Source organism: Vibrio sp. SCSIO 43132 (genome assembly GCF_019904195.1).
Taxonomy (GTDB): Bacteria; Pseudomonadota; Gammaproteobacteria; order Enterobacterales; family Vibrionaceae; genus Vibrio; species Vibrio nigripulchritudo.
Genome location: NZ_CP063200.1, coordinates 2,011,885 through 2,026,626 on the forward strand (window position 1 = coordinate 2,011,885; position 14,742 = coordinate 2,026,626).

The 14,742-nt window shown below is 46.1% G+C and carries 8 protein-coding genes; 5 read left to right on the forward strand and 3 right to left on the reverse strand.

The window, feature by feature from the left end; all coding sequences use genetic code 11:
* Window positions 1-153 precede the first annotated feature (153 nt).
* From INR79_RS27285 to INR79_RS27305, 5 genes are all read left to right on the forward strand, one after another.
* A complete protein-coding gene (locus INR79_RS27285; protein WP_223098080.1) occupies window positions 154-2,313 on the forward strand; it encodes a prolyl oligopeptidase family serine peptidase in 2,160 nt (719 codons plus the stop codon).
* Between the two features lie 209 nt (window positions 2,314-2,522).
* Window positions 2,523-3,821, forward strand: coding sequence for a phosphatase PAP2 family protein (locus tag INR79_RS27290; protein ID WP_223098082.1), 1,299 nt, complete (start codon window positions 2,523-2,525; stop codon window positions 3,819-3,821).
* A 74-nt stretch (window positions 3,822-3,895) separates the two neighbouring features.
* On the forward strand, window positions 3,896-4,315 hold the full coding sequence (locus tag INR79_RS27295; protein ID WP_410482908.1) for a thiol-disulfide oxidoreductase DCC family protein: 420 nt from the start codon (window positions 3,896-3,898) through the stop codon (window positions 4,313-4,315).
* Between the two features lie 243 nt (window positions 4,316-4,558).
* Window positions 4,559-5,926 carry a YjiH family protein gene (locus INR79_RS27300; RefSeq protein WP_045963534.1) on the forward strand — a complete coding sequence of 456 codons (1,368 nt, stop codon included), beginning with the start codon at window positions 4,559-4,561 and terminating at the stop codon, window positions 5,924-5,926.
* A 438-nt stretch (window positions 5,927-6,364) separates the two neighbouring features.
* Window positions 6,365-9,523 carry an AAA family ATPase gene (locus INR79_RS27305; protein WP_223098084.1) on the forward strand — a complete coding sequence of 1,053 codons (3,159 nt, stop codon included), beginning with the start codon at window positions 6,365-6,367 and terminating at the stop codon, window positions 9,521-9,523.
* 110 nt (window positions 9,524-9,633) lie between these two features.
* Here the strand turns inward: INR79_RS27305 and INR79_RS27310 are convergent, their stop codons facing one another.
* The 3 genes from INR79_RS27310 to INR79_RS27320 all read right to left on the reverse strand — a co-directional run bounded on the left by INR79_RS27310 (window position 9,634) and on the right by INR79_RS27320 (window position 14,475).
* Entirely contained in the window at window positions 9,634-10,329 is a 696-nt protein-coding gene (locus INR79_RS27310) for a hypothetical protein (protein ID WP_004406783.1), read from the reverse strand.
* A gap of 221 nt (window positions 10,330-10,550) precedes the next feature.
* On the reverse strand, window positions 10,551-12,305 hold the full coding sequence (locus tag INR79_RS27315) for an NAD(P)-binding protein (protein WP_223098086.1): 1,755 nt from the start codon (window positions 12,303-12,305) through the stop codon (window positions 10,551-10,553).
* 157 nt (window positions 12,306-12,462) lie between these two features.
* Complete coding sequence (locus INR79_RS27320) at window positions 12,463-14,475, reverse strand: methyl-accepting chemotaxis protein (RefSeq protein WP_064668950.1); 2,013 nt, start codon at window positions 14,473-14,475, stop codon at window positions 12,463-12,465.
* Window positions 14,476-14,742 lie beyond the last annotated feature (267 nt).

Sequence of the window (14,742 nt, forward strand, 5' to 3'; positions counted from 1 at the left end):
GATGATGCTTTTGAAAGTTACTTTATGCTTTGCTCAGTACCATTCATCGAGCCTTGTCACAAATTATCTGGGCTCTTATAAACTGAAACGTCGTACGGGGTGTATTTTGTAGTACATTTCGCTTTCCCTCAAACACTCGTTTCAAGGAAGTTCATGAAAAGCAAAGTGTTACTCCTGGCAACTGCGGTTGCACTTTCCGGCTGTAGCGTTCCCTCCGACAATTCGGAGAGCACATCAAATCAATTCGCACAGCACATAGAAAACATGGCTTTAAAATACCCGGTCACCAAGCAGGTTGAAGTGGTAGACGAGTATTTTGGCACTCAGGTGAAAGATCCTTATCGCTGGTTAGAAGATGACCGCAGCGATGAAACCGCTCAGTGGGTGAAAGATCAGAACCAACTGACGTTCGATTACCTCTCGCACATTCCATACCGTCAGAGCATTGAAGAACGCCTTACCAAGCTGATGGATTATGAGAAAGTCAGCCGCCCTTTCAAAAAAGGGAAATACACCTACTTCTATAAAAACGATGGATTACAAAACCAGTACGTTTTGTATCGTCAGTTGAACGATGGTGAACCGGAAGTGTTTATTGACCCGAACACGTTCAGTGAAGACGGAACTACGTCGATGTCTGGTGCTCGTTTTTCCAAAGATGGTTCTCTGGTGGCTTATCAAATTTCCAAAGGTGGCAGCGACTGGCGACAGGTTGTTGTTCTAAATGCCGAAACCAAAGAACAAGTGGGCGAAACACTGGTAGACGTCAAATTCAGTGGCATTTCATGGCTGGGGAATGAAGGCTTCTTCTACTCAAGTTATGACAAGCCAGAAGGCAGTGAGTTGTCTGCCAAGACAGATCAGCACAAACTGTACTTCCACAAATTGAATACCAAGCAAAGCGAAGACCAGCTTCTGTTCGGCGGTACTGAAGCAGAGAAGCATCGCTATGTTTACGGTTACACCACAGAGGATGATCGTTACCTGATGATCTCTGCGGCTGTATCCACTTCTGGCAACAAGTTGTTCATTAAAGATCTGGCTCATCCTGAGAAGCCTATGGTACCCGTTTTGAACACAACCAAATCGGACACTTATGTTATCGACAGCCAAGGCAGCAAACTCTTTTTGGTGACCAACTTGGATGCACCAAACAAACGAGTAGTGACGGTGGATGCCAACGCGCCACAACCTGAAAACTGGCAAGATCTGATTCCGGAAACAGAACATGTTCTGCGCGCTTCTACCGCTGGCGGCTACCTGTTTGCCAGCTACATGGTCGATGCAGTGTCCATGGTGCAGCAATACAAAATGAACGGTGATCTGGTTCGTGAAGTGAATTTGCCGGGAATTGGCAGTGCGAGCGGTTTCTCAGGAGAAAAAGACGACTCTGAGTTGTATTTTTCCTTTACTAATTACAGCACACCAAGTTCCATGTTCAAGATGGACATTCAGTCAGGTGAAAGCCAGCTGTATCATCGTTCAAAGTCGCCATTTGCGTCTGAAGAGTACGAATCCCGTCAGGTTTTCTATTCATCAAAAGACGGCACCAAAGTTCCAATGATTGTGACCTACAAGAAAGGCACACCAATGGACGGAAGTGCGCCGACTATTCTGTACGGTTACGGCGGTTTTAATGTAAGCCTGACACCGAGATTCAGCCCGACTCGTGCAGCATGGCTGGAAATGGGTGGCGTATATGCAGTTGCCAACATTCGCGGTGGTGGTGAATACGGAAAAGAGTGGCATAAAGCAGGCACACAACTTAACAAGCAAAATGTGTTTGACGATTTTATTGCTGCCGCAGAATACCTGATTGATGAGGGCTATACCTCTTCGGAGAAACTGGCGGTTAACGGTGGCTCGAATGGAGGCTTGTTGGTAGGCGCGGTCATGACTCAGCGACCAGAACTGTTCCAGGTGGCGCTTCCAGCGGTTGGCGTACTTGATATGCTTCGCTACCACACCTTCACAGCAGGTGCTGGCTGGGCATACGACTACGGTACCGCCGACCAGAGCAAAGAAATGTTTGAGTACCTGAAAGCCTACTCTCCGGTTCACAACGTGAAGCCAGGTGTCGAATACCCTGCCACCATGGTGACCACAGGCGATCACGATGACCGGGTTGTACCAGCGCATTCTTATAAGTTTGCCGCTGAGCTTCAGGCCAAGCAATCGGGTTCCAACCCTGCCTTGATTCGTATCGAAACAAACGCAGGTCATGGCGCTGGTACTCCAACCAGTAAAGTGATTGAGCAATACGCGGATATCTACAGCTTTACACTCCACAACATGGGTGTTGAGAAGCTGTAAAAACGTAAGCTTGGGTTTAATAACGCAGCCTTGTGCTGCGTTTTTTAATCTTGCTGAATAGAGATGCCAGACGGTTTAACGAAACCCATTAAATAGGCTCTCATCCCAATTAGAATATTTACTTTCAGTTATATAAACAGCACGTATAATACGCCGCTGCATTACAGATTGATTCCAAGAATGAATCATTTCAATTAAAAGGAAACACAATGAAGTTACGTGCTTGTGCCGCGATGATCATCGGCGCACTGGGTACGGCCGCACCGGCTATGGCAGCGTCCGAAATCACCGATATTCGTTCAGACTCAACCGTTGAAACTGGCGATATGCTGCAACTATTCATCCCGCTTAGTGGCTATATGGCGGCATGGATGCACGACGACTGGGAAGGCGCAAAACAGCTGACATATTCTGTTCTGGCTTCTCAAATCATTGTAGATACCACTAAAAAAGTAGTAGGTCGCCAACGACCAAGTGGAACCAGCCCACGCTCTTACCCTTCTGGCCATGCGGCAGCTGGGTTCTCAGGCGCACATTTCTTGCAAATGCGCTACGGTGCAGAATGGGGTATCCCAGCCTATGCTGCAGCGTCTTACGTAGCTTACAGCCGTGTACATGGTAAGCGCCACTTCGTGAGTGATGTAACCGCCAGTGCTGGTATTTCTTTCCTGGTGAATCAGTATTTTGTGTCTCCTTACGCTGCCGATGGTGTTTACATGAACGCGCAGCAGACGGAAGACGGCATGGCGCTTAACGTGACCATTACTGAAGAAGCCTTTAACAAAGAGCGTACCGCCAAGGATAAGATCCAGCACATTGCTACGCCGCTTTACAATAAAATCGAAGTAGGCTTAGGGTCTCACCTGAACTTCTTCACGGAAGACCTGATCGCAAACAGCCACTTCAGCGACACAAAAAAGGTCGATAAGCTGCAACCATACACGCGAATCACATACTCGCGTGAGCTTTCAAACAATGACATGCTGGACTTTGAGTTCATCCCAACGGAATTGCGTGTAAATGGTACAGCGAAAGAAACGTTCAAATACCAAGATACCACGTACAACAAGGGTGAATCTCTGGTGAGCGAATATCGCCACTATATGTTGGGCGGTAATGTTTACAAAGGGTACGAACCTTTAGATAACTTCGATGTGAAGTTTGGTTTGGGCTTCTACGCACACCATTTCGGCTATGAAATCGCAAATGCTGAAGAGTTAGGTCAGCATGAAAAACGTGAATACCTGCGTATTCTGCCTGCGATGACAGTACGCGCTACATACACCTTATTCGACAGCCTAGATCTGACTGGTGAATACCGCTATCAGGTTTGGGGTAACAATAAGCACAGCACGGCAAAACTAGGTGTTAACTACCAGATAAATCGTGCATGGGATATGGGTCTGAACTACTTAGCTTCTTCAACAAATCTGCCAACCAGCACAGATTTTGATGCGGTCAGCTACGACAACAGTTCTGTAGAGCTGGTTTTTTCGAACCGCTTCTAACCTCATCATAAACGCTGAATTCAAAGCTCCGAATTTCGGAGCTTTTTTGATCTTGGCGGAAGGTTACTCGTACAATGTCTGAAGACACTGCTAACGAGAAAGAAATGACACTCACTATTTTTTATGACGGCACCTGCCCGCTGTGTAAAGCGGAGATGAACCAGCTAAAAAACTTCGATACCCATCAGAAGCTGAAGCTCGTCGATATCTATCAGCCTCAGTTCAGTGAGCAATACCCTCAGATTGATGTAGCAAGCGCGAATCGCATTCTTCATGCCATTGACGGGAATGGAAACCTGTTACTCGGTCTGGATGTGACCCAGGCCGCGTGGAATGCTGTTGAACGCAAACCCTGGGTCAACTGGCTACGTAAGCCCGGTATCCGTGTCGTCGCAGACTGGGCATACCTAAGATTCGCCAAGCACCGCTATACCATCTCATGGCTTCTTACCGGAAAACGCCGTAGTGACTGCGAACAATGCCGCCTCCCATAAGGTGGCATTTCTGTTTACTTCTTGATCCAGTTATCACTTCTGTATATCTCGCTACTTAAATGCAACATAGTTGTTACAATACTCCACCTATCAAACTATTAGCCGCCGTTATCACTGAATATTTAGTAATTAACATTGAATAGTATTGCGTTAACCATGAAAAGTAGTTACTCTTCGCATCAATGAATGAATACTAATGTTTAGTGAATAATTATTTACTAGCGGTAACAAGAGTATAAGAAGATGGATAACGTAAACACAGTCAGCTCCTCCAAGAGCAAAAAGAATTTCTGGGTATTTTTGATCCCTTCCTTACTGGGTCTTTTCCTATTCATGGCACCAGTCAGCTATCAGGGTGATATCACTATCCCTGTTGCGATCTTAGCGGGTGCACTAAAAGATCTATTGGGCGACATGGTTGTCCCTTTGGTTACTGCAGTCATCGGCTTTATGTCTGTCGCAACCATCATTAATAAAATCGCAAAGCCTGCTTTTGTTGCGAATAACACTTTTCTAACAGGTCTGTTTGATCCTTCTCCTCTTTGGTTTGCCGTTCGTACCATTGGTGGTATAGCTGTACTGATGACTTTCTTCCAACTGGGTCCTAAAGCCATCTGGGAAGAAAACACTGGTGGGCTGGTATTGGAAGGACTATTGCCAACACTGTTTGCTGTTTTCATTTTTGCTGGCTTGCTTCTTCCTCTGCTTCTTAACTTTGGTCTGCTGGAGCTATTCGGCACGCTTTTAAGCAAAATCATGCGCCCTCTGTTTAACCTGCCGGGTCGTAGTGCTATCGACTGTATGGCTTCATGGTTAGGTGATGGCAGTGTTGGTATCCTGTTGACCAGCAAGCAATACGAGAAAAAGTTCTACACCCAACGTGAAGCGGCGGTTGTCGGTACCACCTTCTCTGCTGTATCGATCACTTTCAGTCTGGTTGTACTGGCTCAGGTAAACCTTGAACACATGTTCCTGCCTTTCTATGGTGCTATCTGCCTGGCAGGTTTAGTTGCCGCGGTCATCATTCCTCGCCTTCCACCACTGAGTTACAAAAAAGACGAGTACATTGATGGTACTGCACCAGACGCCAACGAAAATGCGATTCCTGAAGGTTATAACAGCTGGTCTTGGGGTATGAATCTGGCGGTTGAAAAAGCAAGCCGTGTGAAATCAGCAAAAGAAGTGTGTGTTGAAGGTCTGAAAAACGCAGTGGACATGGTATTCGGCGTGCTACCAGTGGTGATGGCGTTAGGGACGATTGCTTTGGTTATTGCAGAATACACTCCGGTATTCTCTATTCTTGGTCAGCCTTTCGTACCTTTCCTTGAGCTTCTGAATATTCCGGAAGCGGCAAAAGCCTCTGAAACCATCGTTGTTGGCTTTGCAGACATGTTCATTCCTGCAATTTTAGCGGCATCCATTGAAAGTGACCTGACTCGTTTTGTTATCGCTGCCATGTCGGTTACTCAGCTTATCTACATGTCTGAAGTGGGCGCACTACTGCTAGGAAGCCGTATCCCAGTTAACCTAGCAGAACTGTTCATCATCTTTATTCTGCGTACGCTGATCACCCTTCCTGTGATTGCAGGTGTTGCTCACCTCATCTTCTGATTTATCAGTGAACCTTCACTCCAACCCTCGTCAATCTGGCGAGGGTTTCTTTATTCCGAATACGCACTGCAACAAATTCCGTTACATTTTTCTAAGAACCCCCGTAATTTATAAATAAATCAATAATTACTTTTTATTCATGCAGTTAGAATTGACTAAAAGGTCAACTTACGCCTATTTCTAGTAAACGCCCTCCACATTTAGCCCTCTGAAACATAATCGTCATTGTTTTTTACTTGGCTCATTTTAATATTAGAAATTGTGATAATGAGAACATATAAATGTATCAATGAATTGAATGTCTCTCATTTTTTGCTATTAGTTATTTTTTAAGCAATTCAAAGCAATAACTATCTTTTCTATCAGTAAGACCTTTGTGTTTTCGGGCACAGAGTTTTGAGCATCTTGCGCTTCCGATTAACTAAATGGATTTTAAAAATGAGTTCTAAAGATGGTCGCCTGCCATTAAACGGGGATTTGCTAAAACAACTTCGAAAGCAGAAAGGATTAAGCCAGGAGAAGTTAGCGGAACAATGTGCAGAAGAACGCCTGTATGTGTCCTTGTCTTCGATCAAGCGTGCCGAATCAGGAAGCAGCATCCTTTACAGAACAGCGAAAGAACTGGCTAAATTTTATGATGTATCGGTAGAAAGCCTCATTCAGAACTCCGCCCCCGATTTGCAAAAAGAGCTGGCTACTGTCCCAGAATACAAACGTCAGGTTTTAAGGCTTGCTATCGAAATTTCCGACGAGAACTTACGCGAGCGTGTTGAAGAGCTCAACGATAAGTCCTACAACTATTACCACAAAGACGGCAACTTTCTTGAGTTTGGATGGCTGACAAATTCCAGTGATGAATTTGTGTTTGAACGCATGCGTCGGCTGTGCGCCATGCTGCAATTCACGTTGAAGAACCAGATCCGCCTCTTTGTGGAAGCCAGTGAATCGCCGACAAACCAGATTGATAATCAAAGTATTGAATCAGCGACAAAAACGTTGCTTAACCAAGTCACCTGGGGAGACATTGTTGCCTGCCCTTGTTTCGTGTCTTCAAACTGCGCCAGACCAAGAAACGTGTTCCTGCCTGAAAACCCAGATTACCGAGACTGGCGCATCGTATCCATGTGTCAGGTTCAGACCGATTACTTTGTCGGTCGGCAATCTGAACTCAGTCAACTGAATACTATGGTCGCGGACCTCTACCAACACGGAAAAGGAACCACTGTCTGCCTCACAGGTATGGCAGGGATAGGCAAAACCCGTTTGTTGCACAAGTTTATCGACATGCTAGAAGCACAGCACCGTTCCCCTGTTCGTCTGCAGGTTTTAAACTTTGGGGTTGTGAATTCGCTTCTGCCGACTGTTAAACTGATTCGCGCGTTGTTTGGGTTTGGTGAAAATGACGATCATGCTGATATTCGCCAGAGAATCGTCCTCTCCCCTATTGCCTCTTCTCATCACTTGTTTATCTACTGGCTGATGGGGCTTAAGCTACACGAGTCAGAGCAAAGACTACTCGATGTTATGGAACATGTATCTCGCCAGCGCGCTATTGAAGAGAGCATCATCGCACTGCTGACTCACAGACCTGCAGAATCCAAAGAGCTCATCGTCGCGATTGAAGATCTGCATTGGGCAAATGAGCTGTTACTGACCATTGTTCAGATCGTAGCGGCACAAAGTCATAAATTCCCAGTAATGCTTGTGCTCACCTTCCGCTCTGAAAATCATCTGCTCAATGCGCCAGACTGGTTCCAGACCGCTCAGACGATCGCATTATCCCCTCTTAATATGGATGAATCGATACAGTTGGCAAACTGGATGGCACCGGGTAACCAGGATGCTATCCAAAGATGCGTTGAGCGCGCCAGTGGGCATCCCCTGTTTTTGCGTCAGTCTTTACTTTGTTCCCGGCTGGGGAATACTGTTCCTGAATCGATGGAACACCTTGTTATGGTGCAACTGTGTAAGCTCGATTCCAACAGCTTGTCTGCCATTAAAGCTGCGTCGGTATTTGGTCAGTGTTTCAGCCTGGAGCAGCTTCAGTTCGTCCTTAATGACGAGAATTACTACCCAAAAACCTTGCTTGAAGTTGGTCTGATCAAACATTCCGATCAAGGGTTTATGTTCCACCATGACCTGATTTGCTCTGCAGTTCAGAAACAGCTTTCGGAGAGTGAAAAACAGTTACTGAATGAGCACTGCGCCAAATGGTTTGAAGAGCGAGACAAAAAACAGTTCGCCCTGCACTCAAAACGTGCCAAGTGTAAAGACGCGTTCACTATTCTGATCAAAAGCGCCAAGGAATACCTTGCCAGCTTCCAGTTTGAGCAGGCACTGGAACTGATTGAAGAAGCGATAGAGATCGTCCCCAAAAGCGAAACTGCGTATGCGCTAAACCTGAAAGGAAACTGCCTTTACTCGATGGGTAAAGTGAAAGAATGCATCCATTTTCTAGAACAGGCAGCGAATCACAACACGGATTCCACCGCATCCAGCCAGTATTTCATAGATTTAGCCAACCCTTATCAGGTAGTGGATGCGATTGATAAAGCGCTTTCAATATTGCAAACCGCCCAAGACATTTCGGAACCTTCCAAGCAATATGCTCAGCTCTCGGAAGTGCACTCAATGAGAGGCAATATCCTGTTCCCGACAGGAAATATCGAAGCCTGCGAGCTAGAGCATCAGAAAGCGCTGGAGTACAGCCAGAAAGCCAACTGCGACAAAGCAAAAGCCAAAGCGTTGAGCGGTCTGGGCGATTGCGAATATTTACGTGGCAACATGACCAACGCATACAACAACTTCAGGCAAAGCCTGAGCATATGCGAGGAAAATCAGTTTCTTGAGATAGAAGCATCAAACCGCTACATGTTGGCATCTACTCTGATTTATCAGTTGGAAACGTCTCAGGCGCTTCAACAATCTCAACAATCAGCCACGCTTGCCTACCTAACGGGTAACCGAAGAGCTGAAATTGTGTCACGTTTAACCGCAGCATGGATCCTGCTCGACTTCAACGCACTCGAGCAGGCAGACAACGAAATCACCATGGCTCTTTCTATCGCCGAGGAATTCAACGCCGTCAGGTTCATCGCCTGTTTGATGGAAGCCAAGGCTCGTCTCAAGTGGTATCAAAATAAACCTGATGAAGCGAAAGCATTCATCGACAAGGGTTTGAAACTGGTCGAGGAAAACAACCTCCAGGCCTTTATTGGCCCCTGGCTATGCGGAACCAAAGCCATGGTCAGCCCATTCTGGCAAGAAGCAAGAGAGGCGCTGGATACGGGAGAACAGTGGCTTGCCCAGCCTTGTGCAGGGCACAATCATCTTCGTTTCTATCAGCAAGGCATTCGAACTGCCTGGAATTTAAAAGATCGTACGCTGCTTGCCAACTACCAGCAGCAGTTGAAATCGCAGTGTGAACCATCGCCCTGGCGCGACCTTTATCTGAATCAGGCTGACGTAATGCTGGCATTGTTAACTAATAACAGCTCCGAGGCTCAATTGGATGCGTTTAACCAGCAGGTAAAACAAGCGAATATTTTGCAAGCTCAGATCTCTACAGATGAGCTGAATGCAATGCCTGTTTTCTGAGATTCACATGCTCATGTAGAGATATAAAATAAGGGATGGATACCTCTCGCTTTCCTACGTTCCCCCAAACATAAGAGAGGGAGGTATCGCAGCTTCATCCCAAATCACGTTTAGACCAACTCAGTCAGCACCGCTTCATGAATTTCACCCGTGTTGGCACCAATCTGAACCTGAGTACCAAGATCCGAAATGAAGGTCCAGACGGGTTCTTTGACATTGAGTGAAACGATTCTGGAAAGCGTCAGGTAAATGAACTTTCCTCCCCAGTCTCCGGTATGGAAAAGCTCAATGGCTTGCTTGTAACTCACCTTGTAACCGTCAATCACGCCCAGCCCCATTGGACACATAACCTGATTGGCGTGTGTTAACCCTAACCCGCGCTCCGCCTGATAGTACTGATAACATTCGTCTCCCTCTCTCACCAGATGCTCAAAGCCGAGCACATCCTCTGCAGATTCAGCCACACCATTGTTTAGAACCGCGGTCAGGCTAACCAGCTCAAACTGATCCACCTTCTGATTTTGAACCACATTAGGTTCCTGAATCCGCTGAATATTGGTGATGTAGGCGCCACCATCTAAAGGCGTGAAAATGGAAACCCAGGCAAAGAAATGCAGAGCAGGTTCATTAACCCGGTTTGCTTTGCACAGGTAGCGATAATTCACTCCAGCAACGACTTGAGTCTGGACTTCAAAGGGTTCGTAGTGAACACCAACAAATCCATCAAATGCCGAATTGAAGACCGACTTATCTTCCAGATTTAATTGACGAAAATTAGACCAACCACCAAGCGCGAACCGGGACATGAGTATTTCCTTTTACAAAGAGTATTTAAAATAAATCAACGTATTCAGCTTAGTTTTAAGGTGGCAAAGAATCTGGTTCAGTTTGGTCTCAGTTGAAAAGGAATAAAGGTTTTTAGAGGCTTTAAAAAGCAAAAAGCCACCCAATACTCAACACAACATATTGGGTGGTTCGGTCAAAAATAGACGAATGGGATTTTCTTTACACTAAGATAGCTTTCTCTTTATGAGAAGACAGGCAGAAGCTTATCTACGGCATTTTCAGCTTGTATCCAGCACGTTTCCTGCAAGCCCACTTCCGCACACCAAGACCCAGCGTAAACGATAGGCGCGTAGCCATTTTGTTTTACGTTGATTGCCAGGCTCTTATGGTATTCCTCAATATCATGCTGGCTTTGGTGCGCTGCTTTGTCATACACATTATGAGCAAAGTAGAAAATGGCCTTGTTATCTGTTCGACCCAGCAGGTTTTTATTGTTACCAGATTTCAGGTGCTTTTGTGTCGACTCTGGAAGCTCTGTTAAGTCTGTACCACACAAGAAGTCCAGATTCTCATTGGAATCGACGGTGCGAAGCACAAACTTATCAGCAATAGGTTGTGTTGGATTCAGGGTAACGAAATAGCTCAGTTCTGGTGCGTTCCTGATATTCGGGTTACACCAGTCGTTTTGATGACGGTTTTCCTGGAAAGTGATGCTGTAAGGCACCATAGCTTCTCCATGGCGAATCGACACGTTGAACGTTCTCCAGCTGTTGACATTGGAAGAAATGACGCTGGCGTCTGTGTGCACGATACCAATACTCTGGGTGTACTTGATTCGGGCAAGAATAGGGTCCAACACATTGCCTTGCTCTGCATGTGCACCATCGAAGGAAATTTGAGTACGAGCATGATTCGCGTGAATGGTGCTAACTACAGCATCAAACGGAGCATTTCTTAAAGAATCGTCTTCTGTGCCTTTAATACTAGCAATTGAGAAGCCGGAGCCCTCTGCTTTGAACTTTACATCCACACCGGTGTGAATGAACAGTTTTGGATCGCTTGGGTTAACGTTAAAGCTTTTTTCCAAATAAGCAGTCAGGTGCTCTATCCATCTTTTTGTCCCGCCGACAAAGTAGCGTCGATCAGGGAATTGCTCATCTGTTCCTTTCCCTTCCTGGTATTTGAAGTAACCAAATGGGGAGGCAAGCGGAAGATGTTGTGGTCCTTTGTCTGAAGTGAAGAACATGGCTGCCACTCGAGGGAAAAACAGGTTGTCACGCACTTCAATGATCAGTTTTGCCAGTTCAGGACCAGGAATATCTACAAGAGAAGGTTCGTTTCGGATGGCTTGATAAGCATCAAAACAAATGTCAAATTCTGGCGATTGCTCCTTGTTATTCGGAAACCCTTCAGCGAGGGCGATCACCACTTCAAAAAAGGTCTGCAGTTCTATGTTCCACGCTGCATTTAGCTTTTTCTCACAATTGCTCATATTGGTGCCATAATCCACAATCGCAGTAAATACTGTACCTTGCGGCGTACCTGACAGGCTAAAGCGTCTATCCATCGGGCGATCCATAGAAACATGGATGTCATCGGTGTAGAGGTGTTGGTTATCCTGAGAGAAAAAGCACGCCGTATCTTCAATCGGTTTTAGGTTCCTCTCATTGAAATATTCTGTCTTCGTCATCACCTTTTTAAGGGTGTGGTACTCGCTAAAGTTAACATCATTTACACCCATATCGGCCCAGCGTACCAATGTCATCGGATCGATTTTGTTACCTTCTGAGTCAACACTGTTGGTTTTACCCATGTTCAGAACAACGGTATGCGCGTTGCCGCCCAGTTCCTGTTCTTTCTCGAACAAGTGAACGCGAAACTGGTCCAGTTGATTGCTTTCTGAGAGTTTGTGATACAGGTAGTAGCAAGTTGCCAAACCGGATGTTCCGCCGCCAATGACAGCGATATTTTTCACGTTTCCGAAATCTTGTTGCATGGTTAACTTTCCCTATTATTCTTAATTGGTGTTAAGTAAATAGGGTAAAGGTTCAGGTAAAGTGAAACAGTGTCAGTTTAGTATCAGATGGGCAGATGAACGTCATTCTATAGCAGCCCCGCGCTTGATGCGGGGCTGAGTAAGGTAAAAAGAAAGGCTACAACTGGAACTGTGCCACCATGCCTTCAAGCTCTTTAACTTTGGTGTATAGGTTTCGGGTGGACTCAGAACTGCGCTGCGTTTTTTCAACCGATGAATAGGCAATCTGGCTGACTTGAGCGATGTCGTGCGCCATCTCTTGTGTTGCAGTGGATTGCTCTTCTCCTGCAGTCGCAATTGAGTGAATCATGTTATTCACATCACCCGCACGCTGAACGATTTTCTCCAGCGCTTCACCTGCCGAGTTCGACAGTTCAACGCCTTCCGTCACTAACTGGGTACCTTCTCCCATTCTCTCCACCGCAATTCGGGTCTCGTTCTGGATAGAGGTGATCAAACCGCTGACCTCTTCGGTCGCTTTAGAAGTTCTCTCAGCCAGCCCTCGGACTTCATCGGCAACCACTGCGAACCCTCGTCCAAGTTCGCCTGCTCGCGCCGCTTCAATCGCAGCATTCAGAGCCAGAAGGTTAGTTTGCTCGGCAATATCGTTGATCACTTTGATCACATCGCCTATCTCTTCCCCTTTCCTTCCAAGGCTGTCGACCGTCACAGCCGACTCGTTCACTACATCCGCAATTCTCTGCATTCCATGAACCGTTTCCTGCATCAGTTTGCCCCCGTCTGTCGCGACCTTACCCGCCTCCTGAGAGCTTTGCGCAGCATCAGAAGACTGCATCGCAACCTCTCGCACCGTTCCGCTCATTTCCTCAACGGCACTGGCTATCAACGCTGCTTTGTCTGCCTGAACCTGAATGTCACTGGCAACCTGATTACTGATTTCATCCACCTGTTTGGTGTTGCTGGTGACCTCTCCGGCAACAGACGAGATCCCCGAAACCAGTTTTTGCAGAGAGTCCTGCATTTCATCAATTGAATTAGCCAGTTTTCCAATGTCATCATTGATGGTTTCGTTAATCGCAGGCGATGTGAGATCCCCCTGAGCGATATGGTCAGCTTTTTCGTAGATCACACTAATGCGGCGATTGATGACACGAGTCAGCATCAGGGCAACCACAATACTTACGATGATCACAACCAACGCGTTAATGGATAACCAAGCGACAATCTGATTCATCTTGTCGTTTACTGCGGAAATGTCTTTGGTTACGTCTGCCTTTTCTTCCCGTGACGAACGGTCCAGAATCTCTTCCAATGGCAATACCACGCTGTTTTCAAGCGTATTGACCAAAGCTATCGCCTTCTGTTTTGCCGCAGGGTCAAAACTGTCGAATACCCTATCTGCGGTTTTTAGAATCTGCGAATAGTAGGCTTCTATCTGCTCAATCGCTTTCACCTCATTTGGACGTCGCTCCAATGGCTTTAGCTTTTCCAGATAGCTTTCAAAAGATTTGGCATCAGCAGCAAAGGCTTGGCGGGCATTTGCATCCCCCATGATATAAGCATTAAGAGAGGCGATCATATCCCCTGCTTCATCAATCATTTCTAAGTAATAGCGAACGCCGGGTAAGTCATCATTGAGAGACTCACTGAGCTCAGTGGTATTGAATGCGTCAGCAAATTCCTCTTCTTTCATCTTGTCGAGAAGATCTTCAAGCGGGTCACCGATATCTCGGTTCAGTTCCTGTACCCAGAGTTTTGCTTTCTGCTCAGTTGCGGGGGAATATTTAGCAAACACTTCTTGCTCTACCGAACGGATATACTGGTCAGCCAGTGCTCTGATCTTGTTCATTTTGTCGATTTCAGCCTGACTGTTAGATTCAAGCTTATACAGCAGAGCGTAATAGTGTTCGAATCGGGCAACACTAGTGCGAAAAGATTCTATTTCATCCTCTTCCCCATTGAGGTATTCCAATGCATACGTCTGTAAGTCTGCAACTTTGTCGTTCACATTCAGATAAGCCAGTACCCCGGGCACATTGTCGTATTCTATTTCTTCGGCAAGTTTGGCGGAGTCCTGAACGGCAGACCAAACAATATAAGACAGGATTAGAGTTGTTAGTAATATAAAGGAGAAACCAGCGTACAGCATTTGCGTGAGTTTTAAATTCATGTTTGTACCAAGCACTTCAATTGAGACAAAAGGTCGGGCGACCATAGCGCGGAGTATGCGCCGGGCTAAGCTTGATTCAATGAACTAAAAATGAAGAATGAATGAACATCTCGCAATGGTTGAAAAGTTACATAGTGTCTCTAAATTGAAAAGCCTTTACCTGAATCTGTAGCAAATTCCCAAGTCTCGGGGTCAAAGCTCAAGGTTATATTGAGCCAATAGAAAAAACTTATTGAAGATCGGAGGCAACTACAAACAAGAGGTTCT